This window comes from Limnohabitans sp. (assembly GCF_044373035.1).
Lineage (GTDB): Bacteria > Pseudomonadota > Gammaproteobacteria > Burkholderiales > Burkholderiaceae_C > Limnohabitans_A.
Genome location: NZ_JBILQU010000013.1, coordinates 22,159 through 42,661, shown reverse-complemented (window position 1 = coordinate 42,661; position 20,503 = coordinate 22,159). Strand labels below are relative to the sequence as shown.

At 61.8% G+C, this 20,503-nt stretch carries 21 protein-coding genes; 10 read left to right on the top strand and 11 right to left on the bottom strand.

Annotated features, from left to right (window positions below):
• Positions 1-199 precede the first annotated feature (199 nt).
• From ACIQ47_RS03920 to arfB, 8 genes are all read left to right on the top strand, one after another.
• Positions 200-1,675: an NADH-quinone oxidoreductase subunit M gene (locus ACIQ47_RS03920; protein WP_396436939.1), complete on the top strand. Its 1,476-nt coding sequence runs from the start codon at positions 200-202 to the stop codon at positions 1,673-1,675.
• A gap of 51 nt (positions 1,676-1,726) precedes the next feature.
• Positions 1,727-3,214, top strand: coding sequence for an NADH-quinone oxidoreductase subunit NuoN (gene nuoN / locus ACIQ47_RS03915; protein ID WP_296292200.1), 1,488 nt, complete (start codon positions 1,727-1,729; stop codon positions 3,212-3,214).
• A gap of 18 nt (positions 3,215-3,232) precedes the next feature.
• Positions 3,233-3,535: a DUF2818 family protein gene (locus ACIQ47_RS03910; protein WP_296292199.1), complete on the top strand. Its 303-nt coding sequence runs from the start codon at positions 3,233-3,235 to the stop codon at positions 3,533-3,535.
• A gap of 28 nt (positions 3,536-3,563) precedes the next feature.
• Positions 3,564-4,148, top strand: a complete 585-nt coding sequence (locus ACIQ47_RS03905; protein ID WP_296292198.1) for an NUDIX domain-containing protein — start codon at positions 3,564-3,566, stop codon at positions 4,146-4,148.
• 9 nt (positions 4,149-4,157) lie between these two features.
• The gene (locus tag ACIQ47_RS03900; protein WP_396436938.1) at positions 4,158-4,685 is read left to right on the top strand and encodes a DUF1178 family protein; all 528 of its coding nucleotides are present in this window, start codon (positions 4,158-4,160) and stop codon (positions 4,683-4,685) included.
• A gap of 197 nt (positions 4,686-4,882) precedes the next feature.
• Complete coding sequence (locus ACIQ47_RS03895; protein ID WP_296292196.1) at positions 4,883-5,221, top strand: helix-turn-helix transcriptional regulator; 339 nt, start codon at positions 4,883-4,885, stop codon at positions 5,219-5,221.
• Positions 5,211-6,488: a type II toxin-antitoxin system HipA family toxin gene (locus ACIQ47_RS03890; protein ID WP_396436937.1), complete on the top strand. Its 1,278-nt coding sequence runs from the start codon at positions 5,211-5,213 to the stop codon at positions 6,486-6,488. Before ACIQ47_RS03895 ends, ACIQ47_RS03890 begins: the two co-directional genes overlap by 11 nt.
• The gene (arfB, locus tag ACIQ47_RS03885; RefSeq protein WP_296292194.1) at positions 6,485-6,892 is read left to right on the top strand and encodes an alternative ribosome rescue aminoacyl-tRNA hydrolase ArfB; all 408 of its coding nucleotides are present in this window, start codon (positions 6,485-6,487) and stop codon (positions 6,890-6,892) included. The genes ACIQ47_RS03890 and arfB overlap by 4 nt, the downstream gene beginning before the upstream one ends.
• Here the strand turns inward: arfB and miaA are convergent.
• From miaA to mutL, 4 genes are read right to left on the bottom strand one after another with little or no spacing between them, the layout of a single operon-like run.
• Positions 6,889-7,860 (bottom strand): tRNA (adenosine(37)-N6)-dimethylallyltransferase MiaA, encoded by a 972-nt coding sequence (gene miaA / locus ACIQ47_RS03880; RefSeq protein ID WP_396436936.1) that lies wholly within the window; start codon positions 7,858-7,860, stop codon positions 6,889-6,891. The two genes, arfB and miaA, sit on opposite strands and share 4 nt — an antisense overlap.
• A gap of 9 nt (positions 7,861-7,869) precedes the next feature.
• Positions 7,870-9,084, bottom strand: coding sequence for a Bcr/CflA family efflux MFS transporter (locus tag ACIQ47_RS03875; RefSeq protein ID WP_396436935.1), 1,215 nt, complete (start codon positions 9,082-9,084; stop codon positions 7,870-7,872).
• Positions 9,085-9,089: 5 nt separating this feature from the next.
• Entirely contained in the window at positions 9,090-9,230 is a 141-nt protein-coding gene (locus ACIQ47_RS03870) for a hypothetical protein (protein ID WP_396436934.1), read from the bottom strand.
• Positions 9,230-11,245 carry a DNA mismatch repair endonuclease MutL gene (mutL, locus tag ACIQ47_RS03865; RefSeq protein WP_396436933.1) on the bottom strand — a complete coding sequence of 672 codons (2,016 nt, stop codon included), beginning with the start codon at positions 11,243-11,245 and terminating at the stop codon, positions 9,230-9,232. The genes ACIQ47_RS03870 and mutL overlap by 1 nt, the downstream gene beginning before the upstream one ends.
• A 37-nt stretch (positions 11,246-11,282) precedes the next feature.
• Between mutL and ACIQ47_RS03860 the strand changes: the two genes are divergently transcribed.
• Positions 11,283-11,924, top strand: a complete 642-nt coding sequence (locus tag ACIQ47_RS03860; RefSeq protein WP_396436932.1) for a DedA family protein — start codon at positions 11,283-11,285, stop codon at positions 11,922-11,924.
• An 11-nt stretch (positions 11,925-11,935) separates the two neighbouring features.
• On the opposite strand, the gene pobA is transcribed toward ACIQ47_RS03860, so the two are convergent.
• Positions 11,936-13,129 carry a 4-hydroxybenzoate 3-monooxygenase gene (pobA, locus tag ACIQ47_RS03855; RefSeq protein ID WP_396436931.1) on the bottom strand — a complete coding sequence of 398 codons (1,194 nt, stop codon included), beginning with the start codon at positions 13,127-13,129 and terminating at the stop codon, positions 11,936-11,938.
• Positions 13,130-13,320: 191 nt separating this feature from the next.
• Between pobA and ACIQ47_RS03850 the strand changes: the two genes are divergently transcribed.
• Entirely contained in the window at positions 13,321-14,091 is a 771-nt protein-coding gene (locus ACIQ47_RS03850) for an IclR family transcriptional regulator C-terminal domain-containing protein (RefSeq protein WP_396436930.1), read from the top strand.
• Between the two features lies 1 nt (position 14,092).
• Here ACIQ47_RS03850 and ACIQ47_RS03845 read toward each other — a convergent pair whose 3' ends face one another.
• The 6 genes from ACIQ47_RS03845 to ACIQ47_RS03820 all read right to left on the bottom strand — a co-directional run bounded on the left by ACIQ47_RS03845 (position 14,093) and on the right by ACIQ47_RS03820 (position 20,450).
• Positions 14,093-15,286: a Rieske 2Fe-2S domain-containing protein gene (locus ACIQ47_RS03845; RefSeq protein ID WP_396436929.1), complete on the bottom strand. Its 1,194-nt coding sequence runs from the start codon at positions 15,284-15,286 to the stop codon at positions 14,093-14,095.
• Between the two features lie 14 nt (positions 15,287-15,300).
• A complete protein-coding gene (locus tag ACIQ47_RS03840) occupies positions 15,301-16,272 on the bottom strand; it encodes a Bug family tripartite tricarboxylate transporter substrate binding protein (RefSeq protein ID WP_396436928.1) in 972 nt (323 codons plus the stop codon).
• A gap of 67 nt (positions 16,273-16,339) precedes the next feature.
• The gene (locus ACIQ47_RS03835; RefSeq protein ID WP_396436927.1) at positions 16,340-17,359 is read right to left on the bottom strand and encodes an SDR family oxidoreductase; all 1,020 of its coding nucleotides are present in this window, start codon (positions 17,357-17,359) and stop codon (positions 16,340-16,342) included.
• Positions 17,356-18,288, bottom strand: a complete 933-nt coding sequence (locus ACIQ47_RS03830; protein WP_396436926.1) for a bile acid:sodium symporter family protein — start codon at positions 18,286-18,288, stop codon at positions 17,356-17,358. The genes ACIQ47_RS03835 and ACIQ47_RS03830 overlap by 4 nt, the downstream gene beginning before the upstream one ends.
• A 24-nt stretch (positions 18,289-18,312) precedes the next feature.
• On the bottom strand, positions 18,313-19,626 hold the full coding sequence (locus ACIQ47_RS03825) for a flavin-containing monooxygenase (RefSeq protein ID WP_396436925.1): 1,314 nt from the start codon (positions 19,624-19,626) through the stop codon (positions 18,313-18,315).
• Complete coding sequence (locus tag ACIQ47_RS03820) at positions 19,623-20,450, bottom strand: SDR family oxidoreductase (protein ID WP_396436924.1); 828 nt, start codon at positions 20,448-20,450, stop codon at positions 19,623-19,625. The genes ACIQ47_RS03825 and ACIQ47_RS03820 overlap by 4 nt, the downstream gene beginning before the upstream one ends.
• Positions 20,451-20,503 lie beyond the last annotated feature (53 nt).

The window sequence follows — 20,503 nt, the reverse complement described above, 5'->3', positions numbered from 1 at the left end:
TGGAAGGTGGGCGACCGCGCCATCATCGACGGCTTCTTTGTCAACGGATCTTGGAAACTTGTGGGACTGATCTCTGGCGTGGTCCGCTGGTTCCAGTCGGGTTTTCTGTATCACTACGCCCTGGTCATGATTTTGGGCGTGTTCGTGCTGATGACGTATTTCGTCTGGCTCGCTTAACGGTTTTGAGGACAAAATAAAAATGGGATTGTTAAGCCTTGCCATCTGGATGCCGATTGCGTTCGGTGTCGTCTTGCTGGCCTTCGGTCGCGACAGCCAAGCGGGTGCTGTGCGCTGGCTGGCGCTGGTCGGCGCGATCGCCAGTTTGCTGGTCACACTGCCTTTGATTTCGGGCTTTCAACTCGGCACATCCGAGATGCAGTTTGTCGAAAAAGCCTCGTGGATTGAGCGCTTCAATGTGCACTACCACCTGGGCGTGGACGGCATCTCGCTGTGGCTGATTCCACTGACGGCCTTCATCAACGTGGTGGTGGTTATTGCAGGCTGGGAAGTCATCACCCGCAAAGTCAACCAGTACATGGCCGCCTTCCTGATCCTCTCGGGCTTGATGATTGGCGTGTTCAGTGCGCTGGATGGCATCTTGTTCTACGTCTTCTTTGAAGCCACCTTGATCCCGATGTACCTGATCATCGGCATCTGGGGTGGCCCGAACAAGATTTACGCGGCCTTCAAGTTCTTCTTGTACACCTTGCTCGGCTCTTTGCTGATGCTGATTGCCTTGATCTATCTGTACATCACATCCGGCGGCAGCTTCGATATCCTGACTTGGCACAAACTGCCCTTGGCGGGCGGCGTGCAGACCTTGCTGTTCTTTGCTTTCTTTGCGGCCTTTGCCGTCAAGGTGCCCATGTGGCCGGTGCACACCTGGCTGCCCGATGTACACGTTGAAGCGCCCACCGGCGGGTCTGCCGTGCTGGCGGCCATCATGCTCAAGCTGGGCGCTTATGGTTTCTTGCGCTTTTCCATGCCGATCGCACCCGATGCCGCCCGCGAGTGGGGCCTGTTGATCATTGTTTTGTCGCTGGTGGCTGTGGTCTATGTGGGCCTGGTGGCCATGGTGCAACAAGACATGAAAAAGCTGGTGGCTTATTCGTCGGTGGCGCACATGGGTTTTGTCACTTTGGGCTTTTTCATCTTCAACCCGCTGGGCGTGTCTGGCGGCATTGTGCAGATGATCGCGCACGGCTTCGTGTCGGCCGCCATGTTCTTGTGCATCGGAGTCTTGTACGACCGGGTGCACTCGCGTGAGATTGCCAGCTACGGCGGCGTGGTCAATACCATGCCCAAATTTGCCGCCTTTGCTTTGCTGTTTGCCATGGCCAATGCCGGTTTGCCTGGCACCGCTGGCTTTGTGGGCGAGTGGATGGTCATTTTGGGTGCCGTCAAATTCAACTTCTGGATCGGCTTGCTGGCCGCCTCGGCCCTGATCTTTGGCGCGGCTTACACCTTGTGGATGTTCAAGCGCGTGTACCTGGGCCCTGTGACCAATGACGACGTCAAAGGTCTGGCCGACATCAACGCCCGTGAATTCCTGATGCTGAGCCTGCTGGCCGTGGCCGTGCTCTACATGGGCATTTACCCCAAACCGTTCACCGATGTGATGGATGCTTCGGTGATGGACTTGCTCAAGCACGTGGCCGTGTCCAAGCTGCCGTGAGCGGCCAGGACCTGAACGTTTCGCCTGAATAGAACAATTGAGAGAACACAGATGATGGACAACTCCAGCTGGATGACGATGTATCCGGAGATCGTGTTGCTGGTCATGGCCTGCGTGGTGACGCTGGCCGACCTCTACGTGAAAAGCCCCAAGCGCACGGCCACCTATGTGCTGACGCTGGCGTCTCTGGGCGGCGTGGCCTTGTTGCACGCCATCTACGCCGATGCCGGGCAGACGCTTTACGGCTTTGGCCGCATGGTGGTCAGCGACCCGATGGGCCACTGGCTCAAGTGCTTTGCCACCATCGCGGTGATGGTGACTTTGGTGTACTCGCGCCCCTATGCCGCTGACCGCGACATGCTGCGCGGCGGGGAGATTTTCAGCCTCAGCCTGTTTGCCTTGCTGGGCATGAGCATGATGATCTCGGGCCAGAACTTCATCGTGATCTATTTGGGCTTGGAGCTGCTGACCCTGTCGAGCTATGCGCTCGTGGCCCTGCGCCGCGACCACGCGCAAGCGAGTGAAGCGGCCATGAAGTACTTCGTGCTCGGGGCCATGGCTTCGGGCTTCTTGCTGTACGGCATGTCCATGATGTATGGCGCCACCGGCAGCCTGGATCTGTCTGCGGTGCTCAAAGCCATTGCTTCGGGTCAGGTGAACCACCAGGTGCTGGTGTTTGGCCTGGTCTTCATTGTGGCGGGTCTGGCGTTCAAGATCGGCGCCGTGCCTTTCCACATGTGGATTCCCGACGTGTACCAAGGTGCCCCAACTGCGGCGACCTTGATGATCGGTGGCGCGCCCAAGCTGGCCGCGTTTGCCATTTTGGTGCGCTTGCTGGTGGAAGGCATGCTGCCGCTGGCGTTTGACTGGCAGCAAATGCTGTCGCTGCTGGCCATTGGCTCCTTGCTCATTGGTAACTTGGCGGCCATCGCCCAGACCAACCTCAAACGCATGCTGGCCTATTCGACCATCTCGCAAATGGGTTTTGTGCTGCTGGGATTTGTGGCGGGCGTGATCAATGGCGAGACCACCTTGGCGGCCAACGCCTACAGCTCGGCCATGTTCTACATGGTCTCTTATGTGTTGACCACCTTGGCCGCGTTCGGCGTGATCATGTTGCTGGCCCGCCAGGGCTTTGAGAGCGAAGAGATCACCGACCTGGCAGGCCTGAACCAGCGCAGCCCCTTGTACGCGGGTGTCATGGCGATTGGCTTGTTCTCGATGGCGGGCATTCCGCCGATGGTGGGCTTTTATGCCAAGCTGTCGGTGCTGCAGTCGCTGGTGGCCTCCGGTCAGGCTTTCTACATGGGCTTGGCCATCTTCGCGGTCATCATGTCGCTGATCGGTGCTTTCTATTACCTGCGCGTGGTCAAGGTCATGTACTTTGACGAACCCGTCACCGCCACCACCGTCTCGGCCACCCTCGACGTGCGCCTGGTCTTGTCCACCAATGGCCTGCTGGTCTTGTTGTTGGGCATTTTCCCCGGTGCACTCATGGCTTTGTGCGCCGATTCAATTGTGCGTATGCTCACGGTCTGATGCTTTGAACACTGCACCATGAGCACGTCCACCCAAATTGGTTTGTTGATCCTGCTGGCAATGCTTGCCGCCAACGTGCCGTTTTTCAACCAGCGCATCCTGCTGATGGGCCCTCAGCGCCTGTCCAAGCCTTTGCTCTGGCGCTTGATGGAGCTGGTGGTTTTGTACTTTGTGGTGGGTGGTGTGGGCCTGGCCCTGGAAAACCATGCCGGGCAAATCGCGCCGCAGGGCTGGGAGTTTTATGCGGTGACCGGCACCATGTTCACCACGCTGGCGTTTCCGGGTTTTGTTTACCGCTACCTGTTGCACCGCAAACACTGAGCGCGGCACTGCCCTCACACTGGTTTGAATGTCTGACGACCACCTGATCGAGCACCGGGTCCTCCAAGAAGAGCTCTTGCGCGGGCGTTTCCTGCACGCTTTTCGCGACACTGTGCGCTTGCCCAATCAGAACCTGTCAACCCGTGAATACGTGGTGCACCCCGGCGCCGTCATGGTGATTCCCATGCTCGACACGCCCGACGGTCTGCGCTTGGTGATGGAGCGGCAATTTCGTTACCCTGTGGGGCAGGTCATGACCGAGTTTCCGGCTGGCAAGCTCGACCCCGGCGAAGACCCCTGGTTGTGCGCCCAACGTGAGCTGCAAGAAGAAACCGGCTACACCGCGCACCAGTGGGCACGTGCCGGGGTGTTGCACCCGGTCATCGCCTATTCAACCGAGGTGATCGAGATCTGGTTTGCCAAAGAGCTGAGCTTGGGAGAGCGCCGACTGGACACAGACGAATTCTTGGATGTGTTCACTGCCAGCCCCGCCGAGCTGATGGCCGCTTGCCAGCAAGGCCGCTTGACCGATGCCAAGACTTTGACGGGCTTACTGTGGTTGCAAAACGTGCAATCGGGCCAGTGGCCCTTGCATTGGCAAACCGTCGCCTGAATCGACGCCATGAAAGTCCTTGACCTGCAATGCCGCTTGGGCCACAGCTTTGAAGGCTGGTTTGGCTCTCAAGACGACTACGACGCTCAGCGCGAACGGGGCCTGGTGACCTGCCCCGTGTGCAACGACAGCGAGATCACCAAAATGCTGTCGGCACCGCGCTTGAATCTGGGCCACGGCACAGCCCCCAAAGTGGCGCTGGGCCAGGACGCTGAGCCTGCGGGCGCGGGCAGCGCTGCGGGTGGCTCGCAATCCTCCGCTGCCGACGCCCCACCTGCTGCACCAGCCCTGCCTGACATGCTGCCCGATGCCTTGCAGCAGATGCAGTCGGCCATGATGAACATGGTGCGCCACGTCATGGCCAACACCGAAGATGTGGGAACGAAATTTGCCGAAGAAGCCCGCAAGATCCATTACGGCGAGCGCGATGTGCGTAACATCCGCGGCCAAGCCACGCGCGAAGAAACCGAGGCCCTGATTGACGAAGGCATCGAGGTCATGGCCTTGCCGGAAAACCTCAAGGGGCCGCTGCAATAAAGGCCGCTGCATCATTGGTCTGAGCGCCGAGCGCTGGACTGATGCCCCATCTGGGTTCGCGCCATGTATTGGCTCATTGATGATACATAAAAGGCTATGTGACTCATTTATGAATCAAATAAAATTTGACTTTGTGCGGCGCACTTGAAACAATGCGCTTTTAGACCGCTCTAAAACGGTTCTTCACGACACCCGCCATGGCCAAGCCCATCACCCGCCCTTGTTCGCAGTACAGCCTGGATGCCCTGTCGCTGTTGGGGCAACTTGTGCGCGAAGCGCGCCTGAGCAGGGACCTCACCACCACCGATTTAGCGGCGCGCGCAGGTATCTCCCGCAGCTTGCTGCAACGCATTGAGCGTGGTGACCCGGGCTGCTCCATCGGAGCCGTGTTTGAAGTGGCCACGATCTGTGGCGTGCCTTTGTTCGAGTCGGACGCCCGTTTGCTGACCCAGCAATTGGGCAGGCAACAGGAAAAAATGGCCTTGATGCCCAAGGCCATCCGGTCTGGCAAGCAGGTGGTGAACGATGACTTCTGAGCCCACCTTGTCCACCGAGGCCTATGTTTGGGTCTGGTTGCCCGAGGCCAGCGAGCCCGTGGTGGCCGGTGTGTTGACGCGGCAAGGGGCGCGCTTTGTTTTCAATTACGGCCGCAGTTACTTGGACCGCCCAGATGCCATGGCACTGTATGCACCCGAGTTGCCTTTGCGTGCCGGACCCTTGCCCTTGCTGCCGGGCTTGACCATGCCCAGTTGCATCCGCGATGCCTCACCCGATGCCTGGGGCCGCCGTGTGTTGACCAACCAGCAGTTGGGCGTCAAAGGGCCAGGGTCAGACGGATTCGAGTTGGACGAGTTGACGTATTTGCTCGTATCTGGCTCGGACAGGGTGGGGGCCATGGATTTTCAGGTCTCGCCGCTGCGCTATGTGGCGCGGCAAGCCCAAGAGGCTTCTTTGGCAGCCTTGCAAACTGCGGCAGAAAAAGTCGACCGAGGCCTGCCACTGGCTCCCGGTTTGGACCAAGCCTTGCTGCACGGCACATCCCTAGGTGGCGCTCGGCCAAAGGTGTTGATGGCTGATGGGGAGCGCAAATTCATCGCCAAATTTTCGGCCAGCAATGACCTCTACAGCGTGGTCAAGGCCGAGTTCATCGCCATGCGATTGGCCCACAAGGTGGGCTTGAACGTGGCCCCGGTACAGCTGCGCCAAGCGCTGGGGAAAGACGTGCTTTTGATCGAGCGCTTTGACCGAATTCGGCACCAGGGGCAATGGCGTCGCCGTGCCATGGTGTCTGCGCTCACGCTGTTTGAGCTGGATGAAATGATGGCTGCTTATGCCAGCTACGAAAAACTGGCCGAGATCATTCGCCACCGATTCACCCATGCCAAAGCCACTTTGCGCGAACTGTTTTCGCGCATCGTCTTCAATGTTTTATGTGGCAACACCGACGACCACGCTCGCAACCACGCGGCCTTTTGGGACGGTCGCCAACTAACGCTAACGCCCGCCTATGACATCTGCCCTCAATCGCGTTCGGGCCAGCAAGCCTCACAAGCCATGTTGATCCAAGGTGCTGACCGCGCCAGCCAAGTGGCCAGCTGCATCGCAGCCGCGCCAGTTTTTTTGCTGGGGCGCGAAGACGCCATTGCCATTGTCAACCAACAGGTGACGGTGATCGAGCGCGAATGGGAAGCCACTTGCGATGAGGCGGGCTTGAGCGAAGTGGATCGCCAGCTGTTCTGGCGTCGCCAATTCCTCAACCCGTTTGCCTTTCAACAGGCGCCCGGCGGAGTGCGTGTGCCATGAAGCACGCCCTTCACATCGACGACGCCGAGGTCGAGCTGAGCGCCATCCGGGCGCAAGGCCCGGGTGGGCAAAACGTCAACAAGGTCTCCAGCGCCATCCAGCTGCGATTTGACGTGGCGGGCTCGTCCTTGCCGGACGACGTCAAACAGCGCTGGTTGCAGTCGGGCGACAGCCGTCTGACTTTGGAGGGCGTGTTCATCCTCAAGGCCCAGCGACACCGCACACAAGAGGCCAACCGGGTGGACGCCTGGGCACGGCTGTATGAAACGCTGGACCTGTACGCCAAGCCCCCCAAAGACCGCAAGGCGACGAAACCCACATATGGCTCGGTGCAAAGACGGCTGGAAGGCAAATCGATTCAGTCCAAAATCAAAAGCGGTCGGCGTAAAGACGCCCATGATTAAGACGGGGCTGTCTCAACGCGCCGCAGCACTTGCGCCAGTGCATCCGGTGCATCGGCCTGCACCACCCGCCGCTGCGGCATGCTGCGCAGCCAGGTGATTTGCCGCTTGGCCAGTTGGCGGGTCGCGAAGATGCTGCGCTCCAGGATCTCGGCTTCTGTCCAGCCCGCGTCCAGCCCTTCCCAGGCCTGGCGATAACCCACGCAGCGCATCGAGGGCAGGTCAGGGTGCAGGTCGCCGCGTGCCTTGAGTTGCCGCACTTCGTCCATGAAGCCGGCAGCCATCATGTGTTCAAAGCGCAAAGCGATGCGCTGGTGCAGCCAAGCGCGGTCCAGCGGCTCCAGGCTGATGACGGGGATGTGCCAGTCGGGGACGTTGGCCTTGGTGCTTTGGTGGAACGAGGTGAGGCTTTGGCCTGTGGCAGTCCAGACTTCCAAGGCGCGGCCAATGCGTTGGCTGTCGCCTGGCGCCAGGCGCGCGGCCGTCTGCGGGTCCACCTGGGCCAGTTGCGCGTGCAGGGCGGGCCAGCCCAACTGCTCGGCTTGTTGGTGAATTTGGGCGCGCACCTGTGGGTCTGCTGCAGGGATGTCGTTCAGGCCTTCCAGCAATGCCTTCAAATACAGCATGGTGCCGCCCACCAAGAGCGGGGTTTTGCCGCGTGCACGGATGTCGCGGATCAGTCGGGTGGCGTCTTTTGCGAACTCGGCCGCGCTGTAGCTGTGCAGCGGGTCCAGTGTGTCGATCAGGTGGTGTGGCACGGCGGCCAGTTCTTCGCGGCTGGGTTTGGCGGTGCCGATGTCCATGCCCCGGTAAACCAGGGCCGAGTCGACGCTGATGATTTCTGCGCCGCCTTGGGGCTGCAGGGCTTGGGTCAAGGCCAGTGCCACTGCGGTTTTACCGCTGGCGGTGGGGCCGACCAGGGCGATGGCATCGACCGGTTTATCCGCAGGTGTGTTGGCAGGGGTGTTCATGGGGGTGACTCAGGAGCGGGCGGGCAGAGGGGCCGAGCGGCCGTGGCGCTGCACCAGCGTCCAGGCCACCAGGGTCACGAATACGCTCCACAACAGCAGGCCGTGGGCCAGGGCAAAGACGGGCTCTTCCATTTGCGTGCCCAGCCAGCTGCCCATGAAAAAAGCCCCCAACATCATCAAAAATCCGTTGAGCGCCGAGGCTGTCCCTGCGCGCTCGGGGAAAGGCGCCACGGCCCCGCTTTGTCCGCAGGACTGGTGCACACCGTGGCCCAGCATGAACAGGTAAATCGGCCCCATGACGCTGGCCGCGCCATACCAGTCTTGGCCTTGGCCCGCATAGGCCAGCGCGGCCATGCTGATGCCGCCCGACAGGGTCAGGATGGCGGCCACGGCCACCGCGCGGTGCACGCTGGTGCGGCGCAGCATCCAGCGGCACCAGAAGGTGCCCAAGATGTAGGACAACGACATGCTGAGCATGAAAAACCCGTAAGCGGTTTTGCTGTAACCCATGCTGCGGGTGAAGACAAAGGCCGAACAGGCCAAAAAGGTGAACAAGCCCATGTAGGCGCCAGTGGACAGTGCGCTCCAAGCGCGGAAAGTGGGGTGCTGCAAGATCTGTCCGTTGGCCCGCAAAAGGCTGCGCAGGTGCAGTGCCTGGGGGTTGGGTCGGGCCAGGGTTTCCTCAAAGCGCCACAGCAGCAGGCCAAAGGTGATGGCCCCAAACACAGCCAACGCCAGCAGGGCCACGCGCCAGCCCAAAGCGTCGGTCAGGATGCCGCCAATGGGCGCACACACGCAGGCGATGATGCCCAGGCCCGTGAGGGCTTGCGACATGACGATGGCCCCTCGGGCTGGGGCATAGAGGTCGCGAACCACGGCCCGTGCGGCCATGACGCCCGCGCCCATCGCTACGCCTTGCAGGGCGCGGCCGACCACCAGCCAGGCCATGTTGGGCGCGAACGCACAGGCAACCGATGCGAGCACGTAAGCGGCCATGCCCCACAGCAAGATGGGTTTGCGGCCATAGCGGTCCGACAGGGGCCCCCACACCAGTTGCGAGAGACCAAAGGCGAGCAGCAAGGCGGTGAGGGTGAGTTGGGCCTGGCCCATGCCGGCCCCAAAGCCTTCGGTGATGGCGGGCAGGGCGGGTAAATACAGGTCGGTGGTGACGGGTTGCAGGCCGAGCAGCAGGGCCAGGAGCAGGACGATGAGTTTTTGCGACATGCTGCTTATGCGGTGGTTTCTTCGTGAAGCGCAATGGGCGAGGCCAGTGCGCGGCTGCCCTCATACTCGCTTCGCTCGCCAAATCGGGCAGTCCACACACCGAACTCGCCCATTGCTTTGTGGTCGTTCAAAGTGAGGCGTTCCATTAGCGGCCCCGCAAGAACAACGCATCCAGATCGCGCATCGGCATCTGCCGCCAAGTGGGGCGGCCGTGGTTGCATTGGTCAGAGCGTTCGGTGTCTTCCATCTGGCGCAGCAAGCCGTTCATTTCATCGAGCGTCAGGCGGCGGTTGGCACGCACCGCGCCGTGGCAGGCCATGGTGGCCAAAATTTCATTTTGGGCGCGTTGCACCACGGTGCTGGCGTCGTGCTGGGCCAACTCGGCCAACACGCTGCGCGCCAGTTCCACCGCGTCGCCTTGCGCCAAGCTGGTGGGCACGGCGCGCACGGCCAGGGTTTTGGCCGACAGGGGTGAGATTTCCAGCCCCAACTGGTCCAGTACCTCGGCGCAGGCTTCGGCGGTGGCCACTTCGTTGGGGGTGGCAGCAAAGGTGGCGGGGATCAAGAGAGGCTGGCTGGTGATGCGCGAGGCTTCCGTGGTGTTGAGTTGGTTTTTGAGGCGTTCGTACACGATGCGCTCGTGCGCCGCGTGCATGTCCACCACCACCAGGCCTTGCTTGTTTTCGGCCAGGATGTAGACGCCTTGCAGTTGCGCGATGGCGCGGCCCAGCGGCCAGTCGCCATCGGGCAGGGGGGCGGGGGCGGCCAAGGGGCTTGTGGGGCGGGGCATTGCACCCGCCGTGCCGGGCGCTGTTTCTTTGGGGGCCGCCTGAAGCCAATTGGGCGCGTTGCGTTCTTGAACGCTCAGGTCTTCGTTGCGCCTTTGATCGCTCGGGTCCTCGCTGCGCTCAGGTGGGTTCCACAGCGCCTTCAGGTCGGACATGGCTTGTTCGCCATCCACACGGGGGCGCACAAAGTCCGCCGGTTTGTAGCCGGGGCCCGAAAAAGTCGAAGGGCCAGGGCGCTCGAAAGCCATGCCGCCTTGCTGCCAGGCGGCCGATTCGGGCAGGGCTTTGGCGGCGGGGGCCTTCAGGTCGAAGTCGCTGGCAGGTAGGGCAGGCGCATCGCTCAGGTTATGCGAGCGCGGTGCGGCCAGCGCGTTTTCAAGCGCATGCCGCACGGCCTGGTGCACCGCGCGGCTGTCGCGAAAGCGCACCTCAATCTTGGTCGGGTGCACGTTCACGTCCACCAGGGTGGGGTCGATTTGCATGAACAGCGCGTAAGCCGGTTGTTTGTGGCCGTGCAGCACGTCTTCGTAGGCGCTGCGGGCACCGTGCATGACCACTTTGTCGCGCACAAAACGGCCGTTCACATAAGCAAACTGGTGGTCGGGGCGTGAGCGCGCGGCGTCGGGCAAACCGGCGCGGCCCATCACTTTGAGCGGCCCGGCGTGGTATTCAATGGGGATGGACTGGGCCACAAACTCTTCGCCCAGCACATCGGCCAGGCGCTGCGCCAGGCCTGCCGCGCCAGGGTGCACCCGCCACTGCTCCACCAGCTTGCCCTCGTGCCAGATGGCAAAGCCCACATCTGGGCGGGCCAGGGCGTGGCGGCGCACCGCTTCAATGCAATGCGCCAGCTCGGTGCTGTCGCTTTTCAAAAATTTGCGGCGCGCCGGGGTCGAAAAAAACAACTCCTTCACCTCCACCGTGGTGCCCACAGCGCGAGCGGCTGGGCGGATCTCGCCCGTGCGGCCGTCCAGTGCAAAGGCGGTGGGCTGGCCGTCCATGCGCGAGAGCAGCGTGAACTCGGACACCGAATTGATGGCTGCTAAGGCTTCGCCCCGAAAGCCCAGGGTCATGACCGATTCGAGGTCGTCCAGGTTACCGATCTTGCTGGTGGCGTGGCGTTTCAGGGCGGTGGCCAGCTCGTCCGGGGCGATGCCGCCGCCGTCGTCTTCCACCGAAATCAGCCGCGTGCCACCACCCATCAGGCGCAGCGTGATGCTTTGCGCCCCGGCGTCCATGGCGTTGTCCACCAACTCGCGCACCACCGAGGCAGGGCGCTCGACCACCTCGCCTGCGGCGATCTGGCTGATCAGTTCATCGGGGAGTTCGCGGATGGGGCGGCGCGCGGAAGCCGGGGTTTGTTGTGAGCTCACTGACTGATTTTAGGGCTTGGACGGGGATAATCGGCACATGGACATTCTTTTGCAACTTGTTGATTTCATTCTCCACGTCGACCGATATTTGGAGACCTTTGTCGCTCAATATGGGGCTTGGGTCTATGCCCTCCTGTTCCTCATCATCTTTGTGGAAACCGGTGTGGTGGTCATGCCGTTCTTGCCGGGCGACTCGCTGCTTTTCATCGTGGGGGCCATGTGCGGTGCAGGCTTGATGAGCTTGCCCTTGGTCATGGGCCTGCTGCTCGTGGCGGCCATTTTGGGAGACCAGACCAATTACACCATCGGGCGCTACTTCGGGCCCCGGGTGTTCCAGTGGGAAGAATCGCGGTTTTTCAGCCGCCGGGGCTTTGACCAAGCCCACGCGTTTTACGAGAAATACGGCGGCATCACCATCATCTTGGCGCGCTTCATGCCGTTTGTGCGCACCTTTGTGCCCTTTGTGGCGGGCGTGGCCGAGATGACGCGCAGCAAATTCACCCTCTTCAATGTGGTGGGCGCGGTGATTTGGGTGGTGGGCCTGCTGTCGGTGGGTTATCTGTTTGGCAACCTGCCAATCGTGCAGCAGCACCTGAGCAAGATCATCTGGGCCTTGATCATTGTGCCGGGCCTGATCGCCATGTTCGGGGCGTGGAAGGCGAGCCGCGCCGGTGTCTGAGCCCAGGCGGCTCACTCGCCAAAATTCAGCGGCAAGCCCACATAGTTTTCGGCCATGGTGCGTGAGCCCGCTTCGCTGTGGACCAGGTAGTCCAGTTCGGCGTCTTGGAACTTCTGGCCGATGTCGCCGTTTTCGGGGAAATGGTGCATCAGGCTGGTGAACCACCAGCTGAAACGCTCAGCCCGCCAGATGCGGCGCAGGCAGCGCTCGGAGTAGCTGTCGATGCCTGCCTCCGTGTTCTCTCGGTAGTACTCAATGAGCGCGGTGGACAGGTACTTCACATCGGTGGCCGCCAGGTTCAGGCCCTTGGCGCCTGTGGGCGGCACGATGTGAGCGGCGTCACCCGCCAGAAACATGCGGCCAAAGCGCATGGGCTCGGTCACAAAGCTGCGCAGCGGTGCGATGCTTTTTTCGATGCTGGGGCCGGTGACCAAATGCTCGCGGGCTTCGGGGTCCAGGCGTTGGCGAAGTTCTTCCCAAAAGGCTTCGTCAGACCATTGTTCAACTTTGTCGGTCAAGGGCACCTGCAGGTAGTAGCGGCTGCGCGTGGCGCTGCGCTGCGAGCACAACGCAAAGCCGCGCGTGCTGTTGGCGTAGATCAGTTCGTGGTGCACGGGGGGGGTGTCTGACAACACACCCAGCCAGCCGAAGGGGTAGACCTTTTCGTATTCGCGGATTTTGTCTTTGGGCGCGCTGGTGCGGCACACGCCGTGAAAGCCGTCGCAACCGGCGATGAAATCGCATTCGATGGTGTGCAGTTGGCCATTTTTTTCGTAAGTCACCCGGGGCTTTTGGCTGTCAAAGTCGTGCACCTGCACGTTCTCGGCCTCGTACACCGTGGGCAGGCCCGCGGCTTGGCGTGCGTCCATCAGGTCGCGCGTGACTTCGGTTTGGCCATACACCATGACGTTTTTACCGCCGGTGAGTTGGTTCATGTTGATGCGGTGACGTGCCCCCTTGAACAACAAATCAAAACCGCCGTGGACCAGGCCCTCCTTGTGCATGCGCTGGCCCACACCGGCCTCATCCAGCAGATCCATGCTCACTTGCTCCAGCACGCCCGCTCTGATGCGCGAAAGCACGTAGTCGCCGCTTTGCCGCTCCACGATGACGGCGTCGATGCCCGCCTTGAACAGCAATTGGCCCAGCAACAAACCTGAAGGGCCTGCGCCAACGATGGCCACTTGGGTGCGGGTGGTGCTCATGGGGGTGTCTCCTGAAATTGTTCAATCCAATGCAGGCAAGCTTAAGAGGTGGGGCTATTTTTCGAGAATGGTGGTGACGAAGTTTGTGCGATTAAAAGTTATTTTGTGCGATGATCGCGCAAAATGACGGACGTCAAAATGATTTCCCAGGTCGGCGTCTTCAGGTCCGACTTGTGTTTTTGAGGCATCCCATGACCATCGCCAAAGCAGATTACATCGAAGGCCTGGCCAAAGGCCTGGCCGTGCTGGAGGCTTTTGACACCGAGCGCCAGCGCCTGAACGCCACGCTGGCCGCGCAGCGCACGGGCATCACGCGGGCGGCGGCGCGGCGGCATTTGCTCACGCTGGCCGAGCTGGGATATTTGGAAACCGACGGCAGCCACTATTGGTTGTCGGCGCGTGTGCTTCGCTTTGCGGGCAGCTACATGGCCACTTCGCGCTTGCCACGCACCCTGCAGCCTACGCTCAACCGATTGGCCGCGCAAACACAGGCGGCCTTCAGCGCGGTGGTGCGCGATGGTGATGAATGTGTCATCGTGGCCCGCAGCGCAGGCGCCGCCGAGCCGGTGCGGCACCTGGCCTATGGCCTGCATTTGGGCGCACGTTTGCCCGCTCACGCCACCTCCACTGGGCGGGTTTTGTTGGCCACCCTGCCCAAGGCCGATTTCGCCGCCTGGCTCAAAGGGCGCGAGCTGGCCCGCATCACGCCGCAAACCGAGGTGAACGCGACCCAGTTCAAGGCCCTGATCGCGCAGGTTCGGCAGTCTGACCACTGCCTGGCCCGCGATGGCCACGAACTGGGCATTCACGCGCTGGCCGTGCCGCTGCGCAACATGCAGGGCCAGACCTTGGCGGCACTGAACGTGGTGGGCACGGCCGAGCAATTGAGCGACGCCGCGGTGCAGCGCCAGTGGTTGCCACTGCTGCTGCAAGCTGCGCGGGAGTTGCGCCCTTTGTTGTGAATCAGTCCAGCAGAAAATTGCCGGACGTGAAGTGCACAGCAGGCGCATGGGCATCGAAGTGCACACCCGCTGGGTCACCGCCGGCAGCGACGACATCCAACTGTTGCAGCAGCATTCGGCGCAGCATCACGATGCCTCGGTCGCTGGTGGCCAGATGCTCGTCGGAATGGTGAGCGATCACGCCCTGGCTGACCATGGCTTCCACGTCGTTGGGAAACATCTGGTGTTCCTCATCGCTCATCTCTTCCCACAGCTTGCCGTTCATGCGGGTGCGCATGCGTGACAACTCACCTTGTTCCCGCACCCGCCCGACCACAAAAATCCGGAAACTGTGGTCGTCGATCGGCAGGATCCAGCCGATGGACTCAACCCGGCCCATGCGGCCAACTTTGGGGCTGGGGATCACGCGCAGTGTGGGCAGCCCCGCTTCGCTGATCCGTTTGAAAGACCGGCCATCTGGCAGATGGCGCATGGAAATGGTCCGCACACCCGATGCGGTGTTTTCCCAGTTGACCTCGGGCATCACGGCCATTTCTTCCACGAACTGGGTGCCACTGAAGGACGAATGCAAGATGACGACGTGAAACGGGTCAACCAGGTTTTCGTAATGCTGCATCCAGTTGCAGGGAATGACTCGGGGGCCACCACCGCCAATGCTGCTGTCGTCGGCCTCTAAAAACTCGTCTTCGTCCAGCTGGTCAAGGCATTCATAGGTGGGCAACACGGGCTTTTTGTCGGGTGGCCCCATGTAGGCCCAAATCAGGCCGTAGTGCTCTTGCAGCGGATACCAGGGTTGGCGCACTTTGTCTTTGAAGCGACCGCCATCGGGCTCACACGGCTGGTCCAGGCAATGGCCGGTGGCATCGAATTTCCAGCCGTGGTAGCAGCAGCGAATGCCGGTTGCGTCGACTTTGCCGTAAAACAGGGATGTGCCCCTGTGCATGCAATGCGGGTAAAGCAAGCCCGGCTGCCCCGACAGGTTGCGAAACAAGATCAGGTCTTCGCCCAGCACGCGGACTTTTTTGGGGGTGGCTGTGGCGTCGCCGCACAGGCCGATGGGGTGCCAATAACGCCTCAACAACTCGCCCATCGGGGTGCCGGGCCCCACTTCGGTCATGTTTTTCAAATGGCTGGGGGTGGGGCGGTCGTAAGCCGTGCCGGTGTCTGCAGGCACCAAGGGGATGATCTTGCTCATGGGGTGTGGGGGCTTCAGTTGGGGGTCACGCCTGCGGCTTTGATCAGTTCGGAGACCCGGGGGTAATCGGCTTTGAAGACCTCCATGAATTGCGCGGGCGTGTTGCCCAATGGCTCAAAACCAAAGGCGCTCAGGCGGGCCTGAATGTCGGGCATCTGGGTGATTTCCCGCAGGGCTGTGACCCAGGTGTTTTGAATGTCGGCGCTCAAACCGGCCGGGGCGTACATGCCAATCCAGCTGTCCACATCAAAGCCTTGGAAGCCTTGCTCCTTGAAGGTGGGCACTTGAGGCATGGTCGAGACGCGGCGAGTGCCTGCAATACCGATGACTTTCATTCGGCCACCCTGGCTTTGCGCCTTGGCTGTGGACGGGTTGGCCCAGGCGAAATCGAGCAAATCACCGAACAAGTCGTTGTGCGCAGCGGCCTCGGATTTGTAGGCCGCATGCACCAGGTTCAGGCCAGCTTGCCGTTTGAGCAACTCGCCAAACAGGTGGGCGCTGGAGCCGTTGCCCCAGGTGCCAAAAGACATCGCGCCTTTTTTCTTGGCAAATTCTACGAATTCGTTGAGGTTGTTGAACGGTGCATTGGCCCGCGCCACCAGCATGGGGCCGCCTGTGGCCAACATGGACAAAGGGGTGAAATCCTTGACCGGGTCGTAGGGCAGCTTCGCTTGCAAAATGGCGTTGTTCACATGGGTCAGCGGCAGCGTCATCATCACTGTGTGGCCGTCGGGTGCGGACTTGGCCACAAAATCGGCCGCAATGATGCCGCTGGCACCGGGCTTGGCGTCAACGATGATCGATTGCCCCCAACGTTGTTGCAGTTTTTCGCCGTAGGCTCTGGCCAGTGCGTCGATGGGTCCGCCCGCCGTGCCAAAGGGCACGATGCGAATCGGACGGTTGGGGAAAGGACTGGACTGCGCCCATACCTGCGCACTGAGCAGTGCGGTGGTGGCGGTCAGCATCTGGCGGCGGTTGATGTGCATGCTTGTCTCTGGTTGTGAAGATAAGCCAGTATCTTCGGTCAAGCTTTGTCTGAATGCATCATGGAATTCAGCGCCCAATCCCGGGCTTTAAGGGTTTGCGGATCGGACGCAGCGTTTCGCGTGCGCTGATCAAGGCCTCCAAAGCTTGCGCACTGGTTTTTTGCGGTGTGTAGCCAAACCGGATTTTGAGTGCCGTGTTCAGCAGCACAGGCCGGTAGCGCAAAAAGTCGAGTTGTTCCGGGCCATAGCGGCCGATGCCCAGTCGGTGGCCGATGAACAAAGCGGTTTTCAAGAACCATGCGGGCAGCACGCGCGGGCGTTTGTTCAACCGCTCTGCAATGTCAAAAATCGTCAAAGCCCCGTCACCCGCCAGGTTGAAACAGCCACTGGGGGCCTGGCCGCTCAGGGCGTGCACGATGGCCCCGGTCACGTCTTCGTCCCAGATGAAGACGAAGGGGCTGTCCGAGCCCTGGATGGCCAGCAGGCGAGGTTTTTCAAACAGCGCGGTGATCTGGTTGTTGACGCGTTCGCCCAAGATGGTGCCGATGCGCAGCACGGTTTGCTGCAGCTCGGGGTGGGTTTGGCGGTATTGCGCCAGCATCTCTTCGACCAGGCGTTTGTGGTGGCTGTAGGCAAAGCTTTCGTTGCCGCGCAGCGGCATGTCTTCGGTGATCCATGCGGGGTTGTCGGCGTGGTAACCATAGGCCGCGCCGCTGGACGAGACCACGATGTGCTGCACGCCATGCGCCACGCACGCTTGCAACACGTTGCGCGTGCCTTGCACATCGACCGAGTATTCAAACGCGCGGTTGGCGTCTTTGCCGGGTGTGACGATGGCCGCCAAGTGCACCAGGGTGTCGATGCGGTGCGACGCCACGGTGCTGGCCAGGGCCGAGTCGCGCACGTCTTGGGTGAGGTAGGTGATGCCAGGCAGGCGCTGCCCAGCAGGCACTTCGCGCACATCCACCGCGAACACGGCCTCGCAGTCAGCTTGCCGGCCCAGCTGGCTGATCAGCCCTTGGCCCAGAAAGCCCGCTGCGCCCGTGACCAAAACCCGCCGCGCACGCTGAGCGCATGGCCCGATCATTCGGCGGTGCCGGGCCGCTGCGCGGCAGCGCCGTCCAGCGGCCTGCGTGCCCACCAGCCCGCCAGCAGCAGTCCGGCGATGATGTCCCAAAAGCCCCAGACACCCGCCACCACGGCCATGCCGCCCAAGCCGTCAAAGAAGCTGAAGATCAACACCAGGCCCAGACCTGCGTTGCGAATGCCGACTTCGATCGACAGGGCGCGGCTGTCGTAATCGGACAAGCGGGCCGCTTTGGCCGCAGCCCAGCCCGTGCCAAAGGCCAGTGTGTCGTGCAAGATGACAGCCACCAGCACCAGACCCACATAGTCCAGAAAGTAGCGCCAGTTGCCCGCAATGGCGGCGACGATGAAACCGATCAGGGCCATGAAGCTGATGATGCGCAGCGGCTTTTTGAAGCGCTCGGTCCAGACCGGCACATAGCGTATGCACAGCAGGCCCAGCACGAAAGGTATGCCGATGATGAGCAGGATGTGCGCAAACATTTGCACCGGGTCCAAGGCGATGCTGGTCAACAACTTGGAGCCCGTGGGGTGCAAGCCACCCCAAAATGCAAAGTTCAGCGGCATGGCCACCACCGCGATGGCATTGGACACAGCCGTCATCGACACGCTCAGCGCCACGTTGCCCTTGGCCCGGTGCGTGAGGATGTTGCTCACATTGCCCGGCGGGCAGCAAGCGATCAGGATCATGCCCAAAGCGATGCTGGGCGAGGGCTGCAGCACCAGGGTCAGCCCATAGGTGATGGCAGGCAAGAGCAGAAACTGCGCCCCAATGCCCACGGCAAAGGCCATGGGCATGCGCAGCAAGCGGCGAAAGTCGTCGGCCCGGGTGTCCAATGCGATGCCGAACATCAAAAAAGCCAGCACGCCGTTGAGCAGGGCCAGCGAGGCGGGGTTGAAGTTCAGACGGATCTCGTCAACAGGCAGCATGGGGGCTTTCGTTGGGAATGGGGCTCAGGCCAGTTCGGCCGCGGTTTGGCGCATGGTGTCGCGGTAAACGTCCTTGTTGACGTAGCAGGCCATGCGTTCGACCTTCAGGTAGCGGTACCCGCCCGACAAGTCGGGCGAGGGGCCTTGGCGCGCTTTGGAAAACGCCAGCGCCTTGTCCTGGCCCGCGTCCAGGCCTTTGAAGTAAAGCGCCATCACTTCGGCCTGCTCGGCGCGGCCTTCCCAGCCCAGGCCAGCGGCCTCGACCATGCCCAGCACGGCCAGACGCTCAAAGCGCGGCGCAAAAATGTTCAGGTACAGCTGGGGCGACAGGCCTTGCCAGTTGAGCAGGGCGTTGTTGATGAAGGGGTAGTGCAGTTTGTAGCCGGTGGCCGCCATGACCAGGTCGTAGTCGGCTTGGCTGCCGTCTTTGAAGTGCACGGTGTGGCCATCGAGCCGATCCACGTCGGGCCGCACCTTCACGTCGCCATGGCCAATGTGGTGCAGGATGAGCGAGTTCACGATGGGGTGCGACTCGTACATTTTGTAGTCGGGCTTCGGAAACCCAAAGCGCACCGGGTCGCCGGTGAACCACTTGAGCAGAGTGCTGTCGACTTTTTGTTTGAGCCAGCGCGGCAGTTTGGTTTTGCCCCCCACGGTGTCGGCGGGCAGGCCAAAGACATATTTGGGCACGAAGTAATAGCCCCGGCGCACCGAGATGTCCACGCTTTGCGCGTGGTGCACCGCGTCCACCGCGATGTCGCAGCCCGAGTTGCCCGCGCCCACAATCAGCACGCGCTGGCCTTTGAAGTGTTCGGCCTTTTTGTAGGCCGAGGTGTGCAGCACCTGCCCGCTGAACTGGCCTGGCCATTTGGGCATGTTGGGTTCTGCCAAGATGCCGTTGGCGATCACCACGCCTTTGTACTCGTGTGTTTCCTGTTGCCCCTTGCCGACATCCAGGGTCACGCGCCACAGCGTGTCGGGCGCATCGCTCACGGGTTCGACCTGCTTGACCCGCACGCCAAAGCGGAAATGGCGCTTCAGGTCAAAGTGCTGGGCATAGGCTTGGAAGTAAGCGAGCAGCTCGCGGTGGCTGGGGTAATCGGCCGTGCCGCCTGGCATGGGGAATTCCTTGAACTCGGTGGTGCGTTTGCTGGAGATCAGGTGGGCCGACTCGTACACGGTCGAGCGTTCATTGCCGATGTTCCACAAACCGCCGACGTCGGTGTGGGCTTCAAAGCCCTGAAATGCGATGCCGTGTTTGCTCAGGGCCCGTGCCCCGGCCAGACCGGCGGGGCCTGCGCCAATCAAGGCGAATTGTTGGTGTGTGGCAATGCTCATGACGTGCGTTGGCGAGGGGTGTCAGAAAGGCCGGGGATCGGTGTGGCCCCGGCTTGGTGGGCGCGTGGTTTGCGGGGCTGGGCCAGCAAGATGCGGTCGTGCCAGCGGGCGGGCAACAGCGACAGGGCTTGCGACAGCCAGCCGATGCGGCGCGGCAAAACAATGTGTTCGCGGCCCTGCGCCACACCGTGCAGCAAGTCGCGGGCCGCTTCATCGGGCTCCAGCAGGCCGGGCATGGCAAAGGTGTTGCCCGCCGTGAGCGCTGTGCGCAAATAGCCCGGGCTGATGGTGTGCACCGTCAGCTGTGTGGGGCGCAACTCGGCCCGCAGGCTTTGCAGATAAGCGATCAACCCGGCTTTGCTGGCGCAGTAAGCCCCATTGCCCGGCATGCCGCGCCAGCCCGCCACGCTGGCCACGCCCACCAGCGCACCGGGGCGCTGGCTGTCCAGCATGGCCTGCAGGAAGGGTTGAAACGTGGTGGCCACGCCCAAGAGGTTGATCTCCAGCATGCGGCGCATCACGGCCAGATCGGCCGGGTCGCTGGTTTCAAACCCACCGGCCACACCGGCATTGGCGACCACCAGATCGGGCGCGCCCCAGTGCTGCAAGCAGTCGGTCGCCATGGCCTGCATGGCCTGGGCGTTGGATACGTCGGGGGTGTAAATGCGGCAGCGCTCGGGGGCCAGTGCCTGCAAGGCATTCAATGCATCGTGGTTCAGGCCGACCAGCGCGACCTGCGCACCCGAGCCCAGCAACTGCCGCGCCAAGCTTTGCCCCAAGCCCCCGCAGGCTCCTGTGATGACGGCGCGTTGGAACGAGGGCATGGCGTTGTGACGGATGTGCGGGTGAGTGGAATCGTTGGCAATTTTGGCACGTT

What these genes read in the sequence shown, in the direction of transcription:
- ACIQ47_RS03920 (WP_396436939.1), top strand. Translation starts at nt 200, where the DNA reads ATGGGATTGTTAAGCCTTGCCATCTGGATGCCGATTGCGTTCGGTGTC.
- nuoN (WP_296292200.1), top strand. Translation starts at nt 1,727, where the DNA reads ATGATGGACAACTCCAGCTGGATGACGATGTATCCGGAGATCGTGTTG.
- ACIQ47_RS03910 (WP_296292199.1), top strand. Translation starts at nt 3,233, where the DNA reads ATGAGCACGTCCACCCAAATTGGTTTGTTGATCCTGCTGGCAATGCTT.
- ACIQ47_RS03905 (WP_296292198.1), top strand. Translation starts at nt 3,564, where the DNA reads ATGTCTGACGACCACCTGATCGAGCACCGGGTCCTCCAAGAAGAGCTC.
- ACIQ47_RS03900 (WP_396436938.1), top strand. Translation starts at nt 4,158, where the DNA reads ATGAAAGTCCTTGACCTGCAATGCCGCTTGGGCCACAGCTTTGAAGGC.
- ACIQ47_RS03895 (WP_296292196.1), top strand. Translation starts at nt 4,883, where the DNA reads ATGGCCAAGCCCATCACCCGCCCTTGTTCGCAGTACAGCCTGGATGCC.
- ACIQ47_RS03890 (WP_396436937.1), top strand. Translation starts at nt 5,211, where the DNA reads ATGACTTCTGAGCCCACCTTGTCCACCGAGGCCTATGTTTGGGTCTGG.
- arfB (WP_296292194.1), top strand. Translation starts at nt 6,485, where the DNA reads ATGAAGCACGCCCTTCACATCGACGACGCCGAGGTCGAGCTGAGCGCC.
- miaA (WP_396436936.1), bottom strand. Translation starts at nt 7,860, where the DNA reads ATGAACACCCCTGCCAACACACCTGCGGATAAACCGGTCGATGCCATC.
- ACIQ47_RS03875 (WP_396436935.1), bottom strand. Translation starts at nt 9,084, where the DNA reads ATGTCGCAAAAACTCATCGTCCTGCTCCTGGCCCTGCTGCTCGGCCTG.
- ACIQ47_RS03870 (WP_396436934.1), bottom strand. Translation starts at nt 9,230, where the DNA reads ATGGAACGCCTCACTTTGAACGACCACAAAGCAATGGGCGAGTTCGGT.
- ACIQ47_RS03860 (WP_396436932.1), top strand. Translation starts at nt 11,283, where the DNA reads ATGGACATTCTTTTGCAACTTGTTGATTTCATTCTCCACGTCGACCGA.
- pobA (WP_396436931.1), bottom strand. Translation starts at nt 13,129, where the DNA reads ATGAGCACCACCCGCACCCAAGTGGCCATCGTTGGCGCAGGCCCTTCA.
- ACIQ47_RS03850 (WP_396436930.1), top strand. Translation starts at nt 13,321, where the DNA reads ATGACCATCGCCAAAGCAGATTACATCGAAGGCCTGGCCAAAGGCCTG.
- ACIQ47_RS03845 (WP_396436929.1), bottom strand. Translation starts at nt 15,286, where the DNA reads ATGAGCAAGATCATCCCCTTGGTGCCTGCAGACACCGGCACGGCTTAC.
- ACIQ47_RS03840 (WP_396436928.1), bottom strand. Translation starts at nt 16,272, where the DNA reads ATGCACATCAACCGCCGCCAGATGCTGACCGCCACCACCGCACTGCTC.
- ACIQ47_RS03835 (WP_396436927.1), bottom strand. Translation starts at nt 17,359, where the DNA reads ATGATCGGGCCATGCGCTCAGCGTGCGCGGCGGGTTTTGGTCACGGGC.
- ACIQ47_RS03830 (WP_396436926.1), bottom strand. Translation starts at nt 18,288, where the DNA reads ATGCTGCCTGTTGACGAGATCCGTCTGAACTTCAACCCCGCCTCGCTG.
- ACIQ47_RS03825 (WP_396436925.1), bottom strand. Translation starts at nt 19,626, where the DNA reads ATGAGCATTGCCACACACCAACAATTCGCCTTGATTGGCGCAGGCCCC.
- ACIQ47_RS03820 (WP_396436924.1), bottom strand. Translation starts at nt 20,450, where the DNA reads ATGCCCTCGTTCCAACGCGCCGTCATCACAGGAGCCTGCGGGGGCTTG.